An 18,282-nucleotide genomic window follows, 5' to 3' on the forward strand; every position below is an offset into this window, starting at 1 on the left:
CAAAAACAGCTTAAAAATCCTTCTAAGAATTTTCATTTTAACGCATTTAACAAATTCCTGCACGGTTTTAATGCGTTTTGAAAACTTTAAAAAGTATGAATTTTATCGTCCCTTCAAGGTTGCCTGTAAAATCAGAAAGTTTCATCCCTCAGGGTTCTATCCGAATTTAAGTTAACCCACAAAAAAAAATGTGAACTAAAAAGAACGCGGAAAGCAAGTTCAGGGTAAGGAGACTCCGCTGGAGTCTATTGTTTATTTAAATTTTATCTATAAACAGGAGGCCTCTCTGAGGCCGAATGGCGCTTAAAACATACTGATTATAATATAAAGCATTGGTTGCCCCAGCGGGGCCACGTGTTTATAGCTCAAAAAGAGCACGTTCTTTGGCTCCGTAGGTGCCTCCGGTTGAAATTTCAAGTTGGTTAATTTGTGGGCTAACTTCAATCTCCGAGTGCCCTTGAGGGAACATAAAAGCGGGGCTGTCACCCTGAGCTCCGTCGAAGGGTAGAGCGCAGAGGCCCACCCACCATGCTTCGACGGAGCTCAGCATGACAGCCATCAAAAGCGCCAGGGCTCTTGTGCGATTCCTTCCCTCGGGAAGGGAAGGAAGGGGTTTATGGAACAAGATAATCATCACAAGTAGAAACCCCTTCCTGCCATTACACCTACCCTACGCACCCCTTCCGTGGGGAGGGAACTAAAAATGAATCCTTAATTAAAAGCCCGGATACCTGTTAAAAGGTACCCGGGCTGCTGATATAAATATATGGGAATTTAGTTTACCCTTCTAAAATCACAATTTCATCGGGAATGATCGATTTGCCGCTTTCGGCTTTCTTTTTGATGAGATTATCAACCCTGCGCATTAAAAGGATGGTGATGATGGATATCACTACAATTACATAGCCCACTATGTTATAATGCTGCAGCGGTGCACCTTTGCCCTGCTGTGTTACAATCATGCCTGCAACTGCAGCGGCAACACCACCTGCAATTTGCTGTAACGAGGAGTTGATGCTCATGAAGGCCCCACGATCGGCCATATCAGGTATGGCGCTGGTTAAGGCTGATGAAGGTATCATCCTGCTCATCACGCCCATCATCATTAATATATTGTATAAAATAACCAAAGGAAAAGCAGTAACCCCCAAATTGGTATATAATACACACATCAGCATCATCCATATGGTGGCAATTGTAAATATTTTAAACTTGCTCATCTTATCGCTCAATTTACCTACCAATGGCATGATAGCCAATGAACTCAGGCCAGCTACCATAAATAATATAGGTAATTGCCCGTTGGTTAACCCCAGGTTGTTGATAGCGAAAGCACTGCCGAAAGGCATCATCATAAAACCACCTATAGAAAGTAACGCCGTAGCCGCAAAACCTATACGATAATTACTTTTGGTAACCGTATGTAACAAATGTTTAAAAGCCGTTTTTTCGGTTTTGATGAGTAAATGCGCCACCACGGGTTTCATTTTAATGGCTATTAAGGCTGCAATGCTGATGCTTAACAGGGCTACCATCCAAAATGGAGACTCCCAACCCCAGGCATTGGCCAAATAAAGACCAATAGGCACCCCAAGAACCTGACTTGCACCAAAACCCATCTGTACAAAACCCATCACCCGTCCGCGTTGCTGCAGGGTAAACAAATCGGTAATAATAGCCATAGATATGGAGCCGATAACCCCGCCAAACAGGCCGGTAATGATACGCGCGGCAACCAGCACTGCATAAGATTGCGCCAAACCGCAAAAAACAGTACCCGTAATAAAGCCCAGATAAAAGAATAGCAGCAGCTTTTTACGATCAAACTTATCGGCAAAGCCCGCGGTTAACAAGCCCGATATACCCGCACTAAAAGCATAAGCCGATACGGCAATGCCAAAGGCCGAGGGTTTCAGGTTAAGCGATTTCATCAATATATCGCCCAGCGGCGACATCACCATAAAATCAAGTATCACGGTAAACTGGGTGATAGCCAGTAAAAATATAATGAGTTTTTGGTAACCTGTAAAAGCCACCGGTTGTTGATTATCCATAATGTAATTTAAGTTAGTTCACAGCATTGGTAGCCGTGATGGTTTATGATTTCGATAATTTGCGTATGCGACAGTGTTTCTGATATGATGCGCAATACATGGTCGCTATCCTCCATGTCAATACTCCAGCATTGTACGACAGGATGCTTATCCAGTATGGTATGCAGCAGTTGTTTGCCCTTATGGCTACTGATGTTTGTTTTAAACAGCAGGATATGATTAAAATTTAAAGCCGTTTCCATCAGTTTTACTTTTTTAAGGATTTCACCACCAGGTCAAACGCCCTCCAGAGTACTTCATCGGTCATCTTAAAAGGCTTGCCACCCAGGCTTTTCCCCTCCATATCAAAGCGGATGAGGTTATATAAAGTACCGAACGCTATTGACCAATACACCTCAAAAGGCATAGTTTCTATTTCGCCGCGCTCAGTAATATTTTGCATAAACCTGGTCATGGCACTCACAAATCCAGGCATAAAACCCGAAAGAAACTCTTCCTGGTAACTTGAACTGCGCAGCTGATCAAAAAACTGGCTCATCCTGGGTTTTTCACGGGCATAACGGTAACGGTTTTCCCATTGTTTACGCAAGCCTTGTTCAAATGGCTCTTCGGGGTCAAAGTCTCTGGTAAAAAATTCTTCCATCACCCTCAGCTCCTCCATAGCCACTTTCATGATCAGGTCGTCGCGGTCTTTATAGTATACGTAGGGTGTACCCACCGAAATATTACATGCCTTGGCCAGTTTATTCATACTAAAGCCTTCTAAACCATCTTTGATGATGAGCTCGATAGCTTTTTGCTTTACCAATTCTTCCTTATCTGTATTTCTTGATCGCATAACGGCACAAAGATAAATAAATATTCATTCATTTATAATGATGTTTTATTTATGTGACTATTTTGACAATGTGAAACAGACGTTTTTTGTAAGTTCTTAACCTTTGTAGAAAAACACTATGATCAATTTACTATAAGGTAACATTCCCGCTTTACCTTTAATAGCAAGTGAATGAACCATCATTTAAAAACAAAAACCATGAAAACTTTAAAATTGAAAGCATTAGCACTTGGGGCTACCGAAGTGCTTACAAGAACACAATTGAAAAAGGTAACAGGCGGTGCCAGCGGTCCTACCTGCAGTATTAACCAGGGCGGATGCAACACCAGCATTACCTGCGCCGGAGGCGAAATATGCAGATGCTCTGAAAACCCATGCTGGTGCGGTTGCCGCGGCTAAGCTAAGCCCTCTGACTATTTTCTTTTCCTTACATTCCTTTTAGGAAAATCTATTTGTTATACTGAGCGGAGTGAAGTATCTATTCTGTGATATACCTATTAAAGAAGATCCTTCGCTCCGCTCAGGATGACAATGATATGCTGACCTATCAACTATCCCCTCTCCTCGCTGCCTTATTCTCCTGCTTGCCGCAAAATGTTTGAATTTTGTAAGTATAGCATTGATATTTGTAATCAGTTGCGTTATGTTTCTATGGACCTTTGTGTGATAGATATAACTCAAACAAATGAAATTAAATCATAATAAAATTCTGATCACCGGCGGAGCCAGTGGCATAGGTCTGGGACTTACCGAGCGTTTTTTACAGGAAAACAATACTGTTATTGTTTGCGGCCGGCGCGAATCCCTTTTACAGGAGCTCACCGCTAAATATCCATCCGTGATAACCAAAGTGTGCGATGTTTCGGTTGAAGCAGAACGCGTGGAACTCTTTAACTGGGTTACTGAGAACCATCCCGACTTAAATGTGCTGGTGAATAATGCAGGTATACAGCAATGGATGAACATCACCGACAATGATTTTATGCAGCGTGCTAAAATAGAGATAGCCACCAATATCGAAGCGCCGCTTCATTTAACATCGTTGTTTATCCAATTAAAATCGTTCACAACGGTGATGAATGTAAGCTCGGGTCTGGCTCTTGTGCCTTTTACCCAGGTACCGGTTTATTCGGCCACCAAAGCTTTTTTGCATTCCATTACACTTTCTACCCGCTATCTGCTTCAACCAAAAAACATCGAGGTAATAGAGGTAATACCGCCTGCGCTGAATACCGATTTAGGTGGGATAGGTTTACACGATGCGCATCCGCCGGTAAGCACCTTTATTGAAGGTATATTTGAGCAATTGAAAGCCGGAAAAACCGAACTAACCTTTGGCTTTAGCGAAACTGTAACCCATAGCGACCCGGAGGGGTTGAAGGTTATATTTGATCGGTTGAACCCCGTTAAATAGTTGTAAAATCACTTTTCCCATTCGCCTGAAATTCACAAAGAAATAAAAAGCAAGTCATTTCGAACGAGGTACGAGGAGAAATCTTCTACGACTATAAGGCCAAGCTATATATGGTGTAGAAGATTTCTCTTTCGCACCGCGCTCATGCGTACCTTCTGCTGGCACACGCGTACCGCGTGTGCCTTTGTCACATATATTCAGATGTCTTGCTTAGTTAAATAGGGACACACGCGACACGCGTGCGCAAGCAAAAGGCTTTTGATAATTTGTCTGAAATAAACCGGCCTTATTCATCAATATAACAACCGTCATCGTCGTATCTATCCCAATTAACCGGAGGTTTTATGCCTTTGATGATATCATACTCGAATATAATATCACAGTCCTTTGGATTTTCGTAATTACAATGCGGGCAAATATTATTTTCCAGGGCTCCATCACATATAACCCTGGGTAAGTTGGGCTTACCCCTATCATAATATGGTTCTGCTCTTTTAATTTTATCACCAAGCTTATATTCATATTGCCAAACCTCACCAAACTTAAATTGTACGCGGTACATCATTACACCACCGCAATTGTTACAATTTGCCTGAATAGTCAACGTATTAAATGCGCCCATAGTTTAATTTTTCTTACCCCCCTGCTGGCGCACGCGTGTCGCGTGTGTCTTGGTAATATATGCAAGGTGTACTAATTAAATATATACACACGCGACACGCGTACGCCAGCAAAAGGGGTTAGGTAAGCTACTCTTTAATTATTTTTTAATTTTTTGGATGTATTGGTCTGTTGATACCCGGCTGGTCTTTATTATATTCAACTTCCACTGTATCCCCAACTTTAAGCGTAATATCATGAGCATTCCCTCTATATTCTGAACCATTTACCCGGAACAAGTAAGAATAGGAGAATTCTGGTTTCACCCGCTGATTTCCCATAAAATTCTTCTCATCAATAATCACGGCTTTAATATATTGAGGCTTGTTTCCCAGAAAATGATCTGTAAACGAATTTTTTGCTATCTTATATACAAAGAAACCCAAAATTGCAATGCCAAAAATCACCCAAGTTATATCCTTTAGCTTTTTCACCACCTCATTTCATTTACCCTCTCACCAAATGTTCCTGCTCAATTTTCTTTTGCAGTTCCAGGATGGAGCCGATGAGGGCTTCGGGGCGGGGCGGGCAACCTTGTACGTATACATCCACAGGGATCACCCTGTCTACCCCTTTTACCACGTGGTAGCCATGCTGCCAGTACGGACCGCCGCAGTTGGAACAGGAACCCATCGAGATCACATATTTAGGGTCGGGCATTTGCTCGTACAGGCGTTTAATGCGCTCGGCCATTTTAAAGGTTACGGTACCGGCTATAATGATCACATCGGCCTGGCGGGCAGATGGGCGCGGAAATACGCCAAAACGATCCAGATCGTACGTTGAAGCCATCGACCCCATCATTTCAATGGCGCAGCAGGCTATCCCAAAACTTAAAGGCCACAGCGACGACAGTCGCGCCCAGTTGAGCAGATCGTCCAATTTGGTTACTACAACACCGCCACTTTCACTCGTTATATCACTGCTCATTGGTTGGCTTTTTAAAAGTGGGTTTAAACATGGGTTTGCGGACAGGTGCGGCTTCGACGGGTGCTTCTGTTACAGTTGTTTCGGCTACTACCGGCTCATTACCCATGCTAAAGGGTTTCACCACAAATTTTCCCTGCTCCATATTCAATTGCTCGTACAGTGATGCGGGAATAGTTACATCGGTTACAGGTACCACGGGTTTGGCTTTTATCCATTCCAGGTCGCCTTTGCGCCAAACGTACACCAGGCCCAATATCAGGATGCCTAAAAACACAAACATTTCGGCCAGCGAAAACCAGCCCCAACGTGCGTCCTGCGCTATAATTTCATGACTGCCAAATACCGTTGCCCAGGGAAAAATGAATACCATTTCCACATCAAACAACAAGAATATGAGGGCTATAACATAAAAACGCGAATTGAAGGGCAGCCAGGCATTGCCGGTGGGTTCTTCGCCGCATTCGTACGAGGTTAATTTTTCGTAATTCGGATTTTTTGGAGCAAGCAGGCGGTTAATAAAAAATATTACACATACCATAATTATTCCGGTGATCAGGAAGATGAGTATCTTGCCAAATTCTGATATTTGCGAAACATCGGTCATGACTACAAATTTAACAAAACAAACCCATTTTGATGCAATAATTATTGGCGGCGGCGCCTGCGGACTCATGTGCGCCGTACAGGCGGGCTTTTTGGGCAAGCGCACGCTGATACTGGAAAAGGCCGACCGTGTAGGCGCCAAGATCCTCATCAGCGGGGGTGGCCGCTGCAACTATACCAATTTGTATGCTACCGATCAGCAGTTTATATCGCAGAACCCCCATTTCTGCAAATCGGCTTTTTCGCAATGGACGGTGGAGGATACCATCAGCTTTTTTGAAACCTACGGTATTGAGGGTAAGGAAAAAACACTGGGACAGCTTTTCCCGGTGAGCGATAAAGCCAAGGATGTGGTACAGGTTTTTATTGACTTGTGTGCCGATATGGACCAGGAGATCTGGTGCGATGCCGAAGTAAAAATGGTAGAAAAAACTGCCGATGGATTTACTGTTCGCGCTGAGATAGATGGCAGGCAAGAATACATCAGCGCACCCAGCGTGGTGATTGCAGCGGGTGGTTTACCTATCCCCAAAATGGGCACTACGGATTTTGGCTTGCGTACGGCGCGTAATTTCGACCTTAAAATTGTGGATACCGCCCCTGCCCTGGTTCCGCTGACGATTACCGGGAAGGATCAGCCCTGGTATGAACAACTGAGCGGCAACAGCATTTTTTGCCGGGTATCAAACGACAGGATCAGCTTTGAAGAAAACATCCTGTTTACGCATTGGGGCCTCAGCGGACCAGCCATCCTCCAAATTTCCTCCTACTGGAAACCTGGCGAATACATCAACATCGACCTGCTCCCCAATCAAAACATAGCCGACCTGCTACTACAGGAAAAAGAAGCCAATGGCAAAAAAATGCTGCTGGCCTACCTGGCAAGCTTATATACCCGCAAATTTGCCGAAGCCCTGAGCGATAAACTGCCGGTGGAGAAAAACCTGGCCTCGCTCACTAAAACGGATATCGAGAACATCAGCGAGCTAATACACGAATTCAAAGTAAAACCTGCCGGCGACAAGGGCTACGACAAAGCCGAAGTCATGCGCGGCGGTGTATCAACTGACGAACTATCCTCTAAAACACTGGAAGCGAAGAAAGTCCCCGGCTTGTTCTTCGGCGGCGAATGCGTGGACGTTACCGGCTGGTTGGGCGGCTACAATTTTCAATGGGCCTGGGCCAGCGGTTTTGTGATTGCGCAGAATATTTGAGCGGAATTTTCAGTCTAATCGCGCTCATTTTTAACCCATTATGTCATTGCGAGGAGGTACGACGAAGCAATCTCCTCGCGTTATCATGAATAAGAATAGCTACGAGATTGCCACGCTGCGCTCGCAATGACATATCTTTATAACATCAGATATACACCTATTGCTACGCAATCAGCCCAAACTGTTTCATATGATGGGTAAAGTGCTTACCATGCCATATGAGCCATTCGTGATGATTCATGGGACCGAAACCGCCATGGATAGCGGTGATGCCAGGCTGCTCAAAATACCGGTCAAAGGCTTCTAGTTCCTGCATTAACTGGTCAACAGCGGTTGGGATATCGAGGTATTGATAATGCTCCGGAGGCGATTTAAAAACCACGTTTCGTCCGATCTCTATATCGGAGTACACCATCTCCATTTTGCTTTGATAAGCCTCGTCGGCAGGTCGCTCGCAGAATGGTATTTTTTTACCATTTGTCCATTCTACCTGATCAACCAGGTGCTCCACCATTTGCTGGGGTGTCATTTTACCCCATACTGGTACTGTTTGGGGATTGAGCGATAGTAATAATCTGCGTAATTCAGCCCGGTTATTGATATCAAAGAATTGCGCCATACTTACCGTTCTACAATTTCATAATTGCGATACTCGCCTATGCGCCAGCCGGTAAGCTGCTCCACCCGTTGCAGGAATTTACGCCTGAAGGTCATGTTTTTACGAAGCGCTTTGGTGCTGAAATCAATCTTCCAGTTGGTAGCGGCTATTCGTTTTTGCATAGGGGCAGGATGTGTGCCGGTAAAGTGCACCAGCTTATCGGCATTGCCATAATCAAACTCATAGGTTTCTGGAAGGTTTTGCTCCATCCAGGCATCATCATGGTAAAATTTGTTGAAATTGCGGATTTTATTATTCAATCCCTGCGGTGGCTTGGCCCAGCCGTAGTGGTAGATATAAGCGTCGATGAGTTTTACCTTGATCTTTCGATCGTTAAGCCGGAAACCCTGCGCGTCGCGATAGGCCCTTATCCCTTTAATGTTCTTAACCAGGCGGATCTCCCGGCGATACCAACGGCGCGAATCGCCATAATAATCATACGAGCCATAAAAATGCAGGTATTTGAACAGCAGCCCTTCGATGTTGGGCTTGTTCAGCGCCTCTTCCATTTCCTTTTTGATAAGGGGATGGTATTTTTCATGCACAGCTTCATCGCCCTGAATGTAGAAAGCCCAGTCGCTATCCGGCGATATGGCGTCAAAAGCCTTGTCGGTTTCTACAGCAAAAACGCGTCCGCCATCTTTTAGTGAGTCGTCCCAAACAGAATCAATGATCCTGATCTTGGGTGAACCAATACCTTCAATGAGCTCCCGCGTGCCATCATCAGAATTTCCGGACATCACAATAAACTCATCGCAAAGCGGCAAAATGGAAGTGATGGCTTCAACAATGGGGTAATCATTTTTAACCGCGTTTCTGATAAAGGTAAATCCGGATACTTTCATTAAGCCAAAGGTATTTAAACAGGCGATAATTTGGGTAAAAGTAATGGGATATTTATTCTGGTTAAAAGCCAGCCTGTGCATTTTGTTCACCCAATCTTCATGTTTTTTCACAACCTTTAGTTGGTATTTCCGTAATACGGTCAAATCTCCATCTGCCTCATAAATTAAATCAATCAATTAATTATTAAGCTAAGGGTTTAATCTTTTACTAAACCTGTATCGCCTTGCAGCCTGTTTAAATATGGATATCATCAGAAGAGACAATATTACTTATGAGGAATTTATGGAAGAGCATTATAAACCTGGCATACCACTGGTGTTTACTAATGCCGCCAAAGTTTGGAAGGCTAATGGGCTGTTTAGTCCGGATTGGTTTCGTGAAAATTACCCCGATCGTAAAACCGATTGCCGGGGTACAACCTATACCATGCAGCAGGTAATGGATATGGTGGAGGCCGCTACTGAAGAAAAACCGGCTCCCTACCCCATTATTTTTGATATCCCAAGTACCCTACCCGAAATACTGCCCTTGCTTGATCCGCTGGATCTGAACTATGCATCGCCCAACTGGCTGAAGAATAAGATGTTCAGCATCGGCAAATGGGGCGGCGCTACCGAAATGTTCGTGGGCGGCCCGGGTGGTAAGTTTCCTTATATGCATATCGACTATTACCATCTGAATGCCTGGATAACCCAACTATATGGCGAAAAGCGTTTCACCGTTTTCCCGCGCGGACAGGAACATATGCTTTATCCCCGCCCTGACGATCCCTGGCGCTCGGAACTCAATGTGTTTGAACCCGATTATGAGAAATATCCGCTGTTTAAAGATGCTACACCCATAAATTTTGTGGTCGGCCCCGGCGAAACCTTGTTTATCCCCTTCGGGACCTGGCATACAGCGTACTCGCTTACACCCACCATTTCTGTTGCTTTCGATACGCTGAACAGCAAAAACCATAAGGAATTTATGAAGGATGTGTGGACCTTCAAAAAACGCGACAGCAAACTGAAAGCCGTAGCCATGTATGCTTATGCCGCAGTGGCTACGCAAAGCTGCAAAATTGGGGAGGCTCTGAAGGGGAGGTAACAGAAGTCGACTCACCCCGACATCACCCCGACATCGCTGCGCTCGTCACCCCTCTCTCCGCCTTTGGCGCATAGAGGGGAATTGAAAAGTTATAAAAGAAATTTGTCATCCTGAGGAACGAAGGATCTATTCTGCAATTGCATAATAAACAACAGATCCTTCGCTCCGCTCAGGACGACAAAAAGAAGTAAAGCCCCTCTTTCCGCGAAGCGGAGAGAGGGGCGACAAGCGCAGCGACGTCGGGGTGAGTCGACTGTATATCCTCTAAAGACTACAATTTTTATAGATTTTTATCCCGATAAAACCAAAAAAATGTTGATTTTTGAAGCCTACAAAACAGCATACAACATTGGTGATCACAAACCCGAAATACGAAGAAGCTTTAAATAACTACCATAAAAAAATAGCCGAAGCCAGCGTGGAGGATATGGTGCTCAATATGGGCCCGCAGCATCCGTCTACACACGGTGTTTTACGTTTGGAGCTGATCACCGATGGCGAAATTGTAAAAGAAGTTATCCCCCATATCGGCTACCTGCACCGCTGTTTTGAAAAACATGCCGAATCATTAACCTATCAGCAAACCATCCCCTTTACCGACAGGCTGGATTACCTGGCATCCATGAACAATAGTCACGCTTTTGTGATGGGTGTTGAACGGATGATGGGTATTGACAAGGAGATCCCCAAGCGAATAGAGTATATCCGGGTGTTGGTTTGCGAATTGAACCGTATTGCATCGCACCTCATCGCTATTGGCACTTATGGTATCGATATTGGCGCCTTCACCCCTTTCCTGTGGTGTTTTAGGGATCGCGAACATATTATGGGGATGCTGGAATGGGCCTCGGGCTCGCGTATGCTGTATAACTATATATGGGTTGGCGGCTTGTTTTACGATTTGCCGGTAGGTTTTGAGGAACGCTGCCGCGAGTTTGTAGAATATTTTAAACCCAAAATGGTGGAGCTTAACCAGCTGCTTACCGATAACCAGGTGTTTATATCACGTACGGCCAATGTAGGCGTACTGCCATTGGATGTGGCTATTAACTATGGTTGCTCAGGCCCTATGCTGCGCGCATCGGGTTTGAAATGGGATCTGCGGCGCATTGATAATTACTCCGCTTATCCAGAGCTTGATTTTGAGATCCCCGTTGGCACAGGCTTAATGGGTACTGTAGGCGACTGCTGGGACCGCTACAAAGTGCGTGTGGATGAAATAGAACAATCCCTGCGGATAGTGGAGCAATGCCTCGACCGCCTGCAAAACGAACTGAAACGCACACCGGATTTTGATCCGCGCGCCAAAATGCCGCGCAAAATAACGCCGAAGGCGCAGGACTATTATGTACGCTGTGAAGGCGCCAAAGGCGAACTTGGTTTCTATTTTATGGCCGATGGACGATCGGAGATCCCTACCCGTGTAAAATCACGCGGACCAAGTTTTAACAATCTTTCTGTATTACCCGAAATATCCAAAGGCGTACTCATCGCCGATTTGATAGCCATTGTAGGCTCCATTGATTTTGTACTGGGCGAAGTGGACAGGTAGAAGCCGAGCCCCCTAGCCCCCTGAAGGGGGAATTTTAGAAGATAACATCGAACATCCAATATTGAATTTCGAATGATGAAGGTAAAAAACTTCGATATTCGGTATTCAACATCCGTTATTGGATATTAAATTAATAAATGAAAGGTAGTTCCCCCTTTAGGGGGTTAGGGGGCAAAAAAAAGAGGTCCCTTACGGTACCTCCTTTTCAATTATTAATTTTTATTGGTTGGGCAAATTATTGATTGTAAACTTTAACCATGAAAACATAGTTTTTAAGTTTCTTTAACTGCTGGGTGCGACTTAAACCAGCCAGCGTGTTTTTGGTATTTAAGGTTAATGATTTGCTTAATGAATCTGAAGGTATATTCTGGATTGCTTTGAGCAGATATGCAGATTTTACCGCGAACGCCGCTCCTGCTACCTGGGTTTGTTTGGCATTGATAATACCAACCACATTTCCTTTATCATCCAGCAACGGACCGCCGCTGTTACCCGGGTTAACTGGTATAGAAACCTGGTATTCGGTAGTATCGCCCTGATAACCGGTGGATGAGGTTAACGAACCCAAGCCATAAACAACCTTACTATCCGGATAGCCAATAGTGAATACGTTTTCACCAAGATCTGTAGATGAACGCTTAAAATTATAAGGTACTGCACCCAATCCCTCAAAAGCATCATCATTAATCTGTAACACAGCTATATCATTCCCGGGTTCGGTATAGATAACCTTGCTGTGAAACGATTCGCCATTGGCGTTTTGTACGTAAACAGAATCGGCATCTTTAATCACATGGTAATTGGTAACGATATATCCGTTTGATGAAAGCGCGAAGCCTGTTCCCCTGAAATTACCAGGGTTAGATGGCCTGGCTTTGGGCTTAACAGGTAAATTATTAATAAAAGTATTTGCCTGGCCTTCCAATTTATCTGTTTTTGATTTAAGCCGCCCTACTTCCTGGCTCAATTGCTCAAAATTTGATTCATGATTGTTTAATTTGCCGGTAAGGAACAGCGTACCTAAAACAGCAAAAATGGCTATAGATGCTGCTACTGATATTTTAGAATGATGCTGCCTCCACATTCGCACTACCCAGGTTGGATGGATAGTTACTTCCTCTTTCAGGGCATGTACATCAATTTCGTCATGAATAGCATTCAGGCGTTTTTCAAGCTCCAGGCGCTCGCCGTATTGTTTTAATAAAGCGATAAACTGCATATGCTCGGCAACCCGGCTTTCTACAGTTGCGTCGTTTTTGCGGAGCAATTCAAACTGGGTACGTTCTTCGGCGGTCATGCTGCCGTCAAGGTACCTTTCAATTAATTCCGTAAGTTGGTGATCACTCATCTCTAACTCTCCTTATTTTTGCTGAAAAAACAGCTTTTTGAGCCTTTGCAGGCATTTATATTTTTGTGTTTTGGCATTATCTGCATTGGTATAACCAAAACGTTCGCAGATATCCTGCATAGATCTGTTATGTATATAAAAATCTTCCATAATGGTTTTGCAGGGCTCACCCAGCAGTTGCAGGGCACTTTCCATTTTACCAAACTGCAGGTCTCTTTCATTATGGTCGTCAATTTCTTCATCAACCGGCAGGTACTCTTCAAAATCACGGATATCGCCCCCGTACCTGTTCATGTGGCTAAGCCTTTTAAGCCAAAGCCTGCGACAAACCGAATAGATATACGTTTTAAGCTTACTGCTCAGTTCGAACTTGCCCGATTTGATTTTATTATAAAGAACGATGATGGCTTCCTGGTAAATATCTTTGGCATCATCCTCATCCCCATTGTTATTGACAATTAACTGTAGTATCATCGGAAAATAGGTAGTGTACATTTTTTTTAACACTATCTCCGAGTTGTTAAGTATACCAAGAACTATCTCGCTATCTGTTGGTGCCGAAGTCTTTAACTCTTTATTCACTCTTAATACTATTTATACGAAATTGTAACCCATCATTATAAAAAATAATTTACCTAAAATAAATTATTAGTACCAACGCGGATATTTAGTGTTGTAACAATTATACGCCCGAATGTTTTATCCGTTTTTAATACTATAATTTAAACAAGGTAACCCAAGCCTGTTTTACCCTGTTTTTTTATCAGGCGGCAAATCTGCAATAAAAAAAAACGGCCTCAAAACATTTCGTTAATCACTTGTCAACACCCTATACCTTTCTCTCCTGTCAGGTTACCTTTTTGTTTTTGTTGTATTAATATCAAAAACAAACAATTAAAACTTAAAACATATCCAAATGAAAAATTTAATCAAAACCGGCTTAGCCGCATTAGTTATCGCTATTTCTTTCTCTGCCTGTGGCGGTCATGGTTCAAAAACACCAGTTGATTCGGCCAAAGCCAATGCTACTAAAATTGATTCGGCTAAAATTGATTCAGCTAAAACGCTTGCTGCCGATTCGGCTACAGCAGCGGCAGCCGACTCTGCTACAGCTGTTCTTTCCGATTCAACTAAAAAATAACAAGTAACCCGCAGGTAAATAAAAATCTTATATTTTTTTTCATCCTGTTTATCAGTTATTTACAAACAATAAAAGGTAATTTATATTTTTCTCGAAAAAACTTGGGTTACCTTTTATTCCTAAAAGTATTAATACCGAAAACGATCACAAAATATTTAAATTTTAAAACTCACAAAATGAAAAATTCATTCAAATTAGGTTTCTTAGCTTTAGCTATCGCTGTTTCTTTCGCTGCTTGTAAAGGTTCTGGTTCAGCTTCAACTACTGATTCAACTGCTAAAGCTGATTCTACTAAAGTTGATTCTACTAAAGCTGATTCAGCTACTAAAGTTGACTCTACTGCTAAAGCTGGTGCTGCCAAAGTTGATTCAGTAAAAAAAGATACTGCTGCTAAGAAATAATTTTACCACAATATAAAAGGTATACCGAAATATAAATTCTATTACCTTTTTATTGATTTTTTAGTTATTCGTTAATTTATAAAGGGTAACCTGTAATTTTTTTTAAAATTATGGGTTACCTTTTTTTGTTTACCGTATTAATAACAAAACTATTAAATCACTTATTAAAAAATTAAACATGAAAAATTCATTCAAACTTGGCTTTTTAGCCCTGGCTATCGCTACTTCATTTGCTGCTTGTAAAGGTTCTGGTTCAGCTGCAGGTGCTGATTCAGCAAAAATGGACTCAGCTAAAATGGATTCAGCTAAAACTACTGCTGTTGATTCAGCTAAAACGTCAATGAAAGATTCTACTAAGATGGATTCAACTAAAAAAGACTCAGCTAAAAAAATGTAATTTTTCTTTTTTTAGAAACAAAGAAACGCCCTGACTTACCGGGGCGTTTTTTGTTTAACAGCGGTTTTGCTGCAAAACAATTTGGATAGATATTGTTTCATATGGTAAGTTTAAAATCATATGAAATATTCGGAATGGCAATTACTCAGTAAAGACGAACGTAAAACTATAGGCTGGCACCGGCACCCCCATATTAAAACAGCCACGCTTTTTAGCATTGCTTTTATTATAGTTTTTATTGTAGTAATTTTTGGTATCAGTAAAAACAGCACGGTACACCTTAATCGCAAACCAACGGGTCAGGAGGCTTTTAATATGGCCCGCGGAGTTGTAAAAGATCATTTAAAGCAACCCTCAACCGCCCAGTTTCCGGATCATGATTTTAAGCCGCTGATTGACACGGCTACCAATAGCTACCAGATCCGGTCAACCGTGAAAGCCTTAAATACTGACGGCAAAACTATAAACTCTGCATGGGTGGTTGATATGACTTACACCGGTGGCGATTGGTCTGAAAAAACAAGCTGGCAGGTTAAATCTGTAAGCATATCGCCGGAAAACTAAAAACAACAAAACTTATTTATAAAAAAAGACCCGCCATGTGGCAGGTCTTTTTTTGTTTCAAATTATCTTTTTTATTGAACCCGGTCGCGTAATGCTTTTATTTCGTCATGAGCATCAAGCAGTTCATTCAGTTGCGTGTTCACTATCGCGCGCAAATGAGCAGATAAGGATTTCTCTTCCAAAGCTTCGCGATAGGCTTTAACAATGGCATCTTCCCCAAATTCACATTCTTCCAATATGTCATGGGTATTGTGAGCAGTAAATGCAGCTTTAACATCCAGCCATGTCCGGTGAATTTTACCGCTGGTAGTTGTCCCTTTATCAATATCCTGTCCCAGTACCTGAATTTCGGTACCCAGCTCTACTTTAAACCGATGACTATCGCCAATCAGCGTAGTAAAAAGATCTTTAAGATCAGTTTCGTTATCCTTTAGATCTTTTAAAGCCCGCTGATATCCTTCAATGCGATCATTATTAATCTGTACCAGGTCATTTAATACCTCGGCTGTTGCTTGCGTGTTTTCCATAATAGTAAGTTTTATATAGAAGCAACGCAACAACAATCAAATTGTTTAATTTATAATATAAAATTTATCCTATTTATAAAATAAATCACTATTGCTTTCCGCGGAATAAAGAGATGATCCAAATGAGTAGCAGGATAACTACAACTACCGCTATAATCCCGGCAACGGCGCCTGCTTTAAATATCCCTTCAATTACTGAACAACCACTCATGGTGAACAACAATAGGGCAATAAGTACTAAATGTGCGTTTTTCATATGTTAATTATTTGTTGGTGATTGTATCTACTACAGTGGTGCACAGTTTTTTGTTTTGCTGTAATTTATCAATCCCAAAAACCATACCTAAGGTAAAATTTCAATACAGGGTAATGGCAACACCTCCATCAATCCTAACCATTTGTACAAAAAAACAGCTTAAGTTTCAAGCATATAGTTCTTCGGTATTAAATATTAAGCAAAACAGTATTGGTTTTTAAGGCAGATAAGTATTTTTACTGCCTACTTATTTAAAGCCATGTCTAATCTACTTTTTTCCATAAATAATGCTACCGTAAGGTTTCTCACCAATACATTGTTTAACAATCTTACCTTCAAAATAAATAAAGGTGAGCACTGGGCATTAATAGGCGAAAGCGGCTCGGGTAAAAGCGCTTTGCTACAAACCATAGCGGGGCGCTTTAATATAACCGGAGGCACTATCAATTACTACTTTCAGGATAATGTTTCAGCTTTGCCGACTGCCGAAAGCGGTCAGAATTTACATAGCAAACTGATATCACTGGTTGAACCCAAACACCATTTCCGGAATTTATCAAACACTACCGATTTTTATTATCAGCAACGATACAATTCGTCAGATTCTGAAGACGCTTTAACTGTTGATGATTATTTATTGTCTGTTAAAAGCGTTCCGCGCCCTGGTATACAGTGGACATTAGACAAAATACTTACCCTGTTAAACCTGCATGCTTTACGCGATAAGCAACTCATCAAACTCTCCAACGGCGAAACCAAGCGTTTAATGCTGGCCGCGGCCCTGCTTAAAAATCCGGTGTTACTCTTGCTCGACAATCCGCTAACCGGTTTGGATGTAAAAACCAGGCAGGAGTTTAATGGCATTATTGACCAGATAACAGCCTCTGGTATCAACATTATCATAGCTACATCTGTACATGAAATACCCGAAGCCATTACCCGTATAGCGGTTTTAAAAAGCGGAGAAATTATTCATGAAAGCACCAGGGACGCCTTTAAGCCGGAGCTATTCGCTATAGACACCACAGACAATATTGACAACCAAGAGCTTACAGCACTGTTAAACATCAATAAAAGTCCGGTTGTTTTTAATCAGATTGTAACTATGGATAAGGTGCATATTCAATACGGCGATAAGGTAATTTTGGACGATATAAACTGGCAAATTAAAACCGGCGACAGATGGGCTTTGCTTGGCCCTAACGGCGCGGGTAAATCGACTTTATTGAGTTTGATTAATGGCGATAACCCGCAGGCTTATGCCAACAACATTATCCTGTTTGATAAAAAGCGCGGCACCGGCGAAAGTATCTGGGATATTAAAAAGAAGATTGGTTTTGTATCTCCCGAGCTGCATCAGTACTTCCCTACCGATAATAGTTGTCTGCAGGTAATTGAATCAGGTTATTACGATACACTTGGTTTGTTCAGACCTAGTAATAAAGAGCGGGCAGATATTGCTTTAAGATGGATGAAAGCGCTGGAGATTGACCGTTATGCCCGTACTTTATTAAAAAACATACCCGCAAGCGCCCAACGCCTGTGTTTACTGGCCCGGGCGCTGATCAAAAACCCGGCTTTGCTTATTTTTGATGAACCCTGCCAGGGTATGGACGACCATCAGCAGCTCCATTTTAAAAACCTGGTGGATACCATTTGCAGCCTGAGTAATGTTACCCTTATTTATGTAACCCACTATCAGCATGAAATACCCAATAGCGTTGATAAGGTACTGCGATTAGACAAGGGAAAAGTGGTTAATTGATACCTGTTAAAACGCTGCATTTACA

23 protein-coding genes are annotated in these 18,282 nt (G+C 42.5%); 10 read left to right on the forward strand and 13 right to left on the reverse strand.

Annotated features, from left to right (window positions below; genetic code table 11):
* Window positions 1-779: 779 nt before the first annotated feature.
* From G7092_RS09285 to G7092_RS09295, 3 genes are read right to left on the reverse strand one after another with little or no spacing between them, the layout of a single operon-like run.
* Window positions 780-2,054, reverse strand: coding sequence for an MFS transporter (locus G7092_RS09285; protein ID WP_166088433.1), 1,275 nt, complete (start codon window positions 2,052-2,054; stop codon window positions 780-782).
* Window positions 2,055-2,062: 8 nt separating this feature from the next.
* The gene (locus G7092_RS09290; protein WP_166088436.1) at window positions 2,063-2,296 is read right to left on the reverse strand and encodes a hypothetical protein; all 234 of its coding nucleotides are present in this window, start codon (window positions 2,294-2,296) and stop codon (window positions 2,063-2,065) included.
* Window positions 2,297-2,301: 5 nt separating this feature from the next.
* Complete coding sequence (locus tag G7092_RS09295) at window positions 2,302-2,892, reverse strand: TetR/AcrR family transcriptional regulator (protein WP_166088438.1); 591 nt, start codon at window positions 2,890-2,892, stop codon at window positions 2,302-2,304.
* Between the two features lie 198 nt (window positions 2,893-3,090).
* Here G7092_RS09295 and G7092_RS09300 point away from each other — a divergent pair, with 198 nt between their 5' ends.
* Complete coding sequence (locus G7092_RS09300) at window positions 3,091-3,291, forward strand: hypothetical protein (RefSeq protein ID WP_166088440.1); 201 nt, start codon at window positions 3,091-3,093, stop codon at window positions 3,289-3,291.
* A gap of 286 nt (window positions 3,292-3,577) precedes the next feature.
* Window positions 3,578-4,306 carry an SDR family oxidoreductase gene (locus G7092_RS09305; RefSeq protein WP_166088442.1) on the forward strand — a complete coding sequence of 243 codons (729 nt, stop codon included), beginning with the start codon at window positions 3,578-3,580 and terminating at the stop codon, window positions 4,304-4,306.
* A gap of 286 nt (window positions 4,307-4,592) precedes the next feature.
* Here the strand turns inward: G7092_RS09305 and G7092_RS09310 are convergent, their stop codons facing one another.
* From G7092_RS09310 to G7092_RS09325, 4 genes are all read right to left on the reverse strand, one after another.
* Window positions 4,593-4,928, reverse strand: a complete 336-nt coding sequence (locus tag G7092_RS09310) for a hypothetical protein (protein ID WP_166088444.1) — start codon at window positions 4,926-4,928, stop codon at window positions 4,593-4,595.
* A 145-nt stretch (window positions 4,929-5,073) separates the two neighbouring features.
* A complete protein-coding gene (locus tag G7092_RS09315; protein ID WP_166088446.1) occupies window positions 5,074-5,400 on the reverse strand; it encodes a hypothetical protein in 327 nt (108 codons plus the stop codon).
* A 13-nt stretch (window positions 5,401-5,413) separates the two neighbouring features.
* Window positions 5,414-5,896: an NADH-quinone oxidoreductase subunit B gene (locus G7092_RS09320; RefSeq protein ID WP_166088448.1), complete on the reverse strand. Its 483-nt coding sequence runs from the start codon at window positions 5,894-5,896 to the stop codon at window positions 5,414-5,416.
* Complete coding sequence (locus G7092_RS09325) at window positions 5,886-6,500, reverse strand: NADH-quinone oxidoreductase subunit A (RefSeq protein ID WP_166088450.1); 615 nt, start codon at window positions 6,498-6,500, stop codon at window positions 5,886-5,888. Before G7092_RS09325 ends, G7092_RS09320 begins: the two co-directional genes overlap by 11 nt.
* Between G7092_RS09325 and G7092_RS09330 the strand changes: the two genes are divergently transcribed.
* Complete coding sequence (locus tag G7092_RS09330; protein WP_166088452.1) at window positions 6,499-7,713, forward strand: BaiN/RdsA family NAD(P)/FAD-dependent oxidoreductase; 1,215 nt, start codon at window positions 6,499-6,501, stop codon at window positions 7,711-7,713. The genes G7092_RS09325 and G7092_RS09330 overlap by 2 nt on opposite strands.
* 163 nt (window positions 7,714-7,876) lie before the next feature.
* Here G7092_RS09330 and G7092_RS09335 read toward each other — a convergent pair whose 3' ends face one another.
* Window positions 7,877-8,332, reverse strand: coding sequence for a DinB family protein (locus tag G7092_RS09335; RefSeq protein WP_166088454.1), 456 nt, complete (start codon window positions 8,330-8,332; stop codon window positions 7,877-7,879).
* A 2-nt stretch (window positions 8,333-8,334) separates the two neighbouring features.
* Window positions 8,335-9,327, reverse strand: a complete 993-nt coding sequence (locus tag G7092_RS09340) for a glycosyltransferase family 2 protein (protein ID WP_317169989.1) — start codon at window positions 9,325-9,327, stop codon at window positions 8,335-8,337.
* Window positions 9,328-9,457: 130 nt separating this feature from the next.
* Between G7092_RS09340 and G7092_RS09345 the strand changes: the two genes are divergently transcribed.
* The gene (locus G7092_RS09345; RefSeq protein WP_166088456.1) at window positions 9,458-10,306 is read left to right on the forward strand and encodes a cupin-like domain-containing protein; all 849 of its coding nucleotides are present in this window, start codon (window positions 9,458-9,460) and stop codon (window positions 10,304-10,306) included.
* 355 nt (window positions 10,307-10,661) lie between these two features.
* A complete protein-coding gene (locus G7092_RS09350) occupies window positions 10,662-11,858 on the forward strand; it encodes an NADH-quinone oxidoreductase subunit D (RefSeq protein ID WP_166090956.1) in 1,197 nt (398 codons plus the stop codon).
* Between the two features lie 235 nt (window positions 11,859-12,093).
* On the opposite strand, the gene G7092_RS09355 is transcribed toward G7092_RS09350, so the two are convergent.
* Both G7092_RS09355 and G7092_RS09360 read right to left on the reverse strand, forming a co-directional pair.
* The gene (locus tag G7092_RS09355) at window positions 12,094-13,206 is read right to left on the reverse strand and encodes a S1 family peptidase (RefSeq protein ID WP_166088491.1); all 1,113 of its coding nucleotides are present in this window, start codon (window positions 13,204-13,206) and stop codon (window positions 12,094-12,096) included.
* A gap of 12 nt (window positions 13,207-13,218) precedes the next feature.
* Window positions 13,219-13,788, reverse strand: coding sequence for an RNA polymerase sigma factor (locus G7092_RS09360; RefSeq protein ID WP_166088493.1), 570 nt, complete (start codon window positions 13,786-13,788; stop codon window positions 13,219-13,221).
* A 334-nt stretch (window positions 13,789-14,122) separates the two neighbouring features.
* Between G7092_RS09360 and G7092_RS09365 the strand changes: the two genes are divergently transcribed.
* The 4 genes from G7092_RS09365 (at window position 14,123) to G7092_RS09380 (ending at window position 15,709) form a co-directional block, all read left to right on the forward strand.
* Entirely contained in the window at window positions 14,123-14,347 is a 225-nt protein-coding gene (locus G7092_RS09365; RefSeq protein ID WP_166088495.1) for a hypothetical protein, read from the forward strand.
* 176 nt (window positions 14,348-14,523) lie between these two features.
* Window positions 14,524-14,748, forward strand: a complete 225-nt coding sequence (locus G7092_RS09370) for a hypothetical protein (RefSeq protein WP_166088496.1) — start codon at window positions 14,524-14,526, stop codon at window positions 14,746-14,748.
* A 178-nt stretch (window positions 14,749-14,926) separates the two neighbouring features.
* A complete protein-coding gene (locus tag G7092_RS09375; protein ID WP_166088498.1) occupies window positions 14,927-15,145 on the forward strand; it encodes a hypothetical protein in 219 nt (72 codons plus the stop codon).
* Window positions 15,146-15,265: 120 nt separating this feature from the next.
* Window positions 15,266-15,709 (forward strand): hypothetical protein, encoded by a 444-nt coding sequence (locus G7092_RS09380; protein WP_166088501.1) that lies wholly within the window; start codon window positions 15,266-15,268, stop codon window positions 15,707-15,709.
* A gap of 71 nt (window positions 15,710-15,780) precedes the next feature.
* Here G7092_RS09380 and G7092_RS09385 read toward each other — a convergent pair whose 3' ends face one another.
* Both G7092_RS09385 and G7092_RS09390 read right to left on the reverse strand, forming a co-directional pair.
* Complete coding sequence (locus G7092_RS09385) at window positions 15,781-16,236, reverse strand: ferritin-like domain-containing protein (protein ID WP_166088504.1); 456 nt, start codon at window positions 16,234-16,236, stop codon at window positions 15,781-15,783.
* An 88-nt stretch (window positions 16,237-16,324) separates the two neighbouring features.
* Window positions 16,325-16,492 (reverse strand): hypothetical protein, encoded by a 168-nt coding sequence (locus tag G7092_RS09390; protein WP_166088506.1) that lies wholly within the window; start codon window positions 16,490-16,492, stop codon window positions 16,325-16,327.
* Between the two features lie 259 nt (window positions 16,493-16,751).
* Between G7092_RS09390 and G7092_RS09395 the strand changes: the two genes are divergently transcribed.
* The gene (locus G7092_RS09395) at window positions 16,752-18,257 is read left to right on the forward strand and encodes an ATP-binding cassette domain-containing protein (protein ID WP_166088508.1); all 1,506 of its coding nucleotides are present in this window, start codon (window positions 16,752-16,754) and stop codon (window positions 18,255-18,257) included.
* Window positions 18,258-18,282 lie beyond the last annotated feature (25 nt).

The sequence above is a fragment of the Mucilaginibacter inviolabilis genome (genome assembly GCF_011089895.1).
GTDB classification, from domain to species: domain Bacteria; phylum Bacteroidota; class Bacteroidia; order Sphingobacteriales; family Sphingobacteriaceae; genus Mucilaginibacter; species Mucilaginibacter inviolabilis.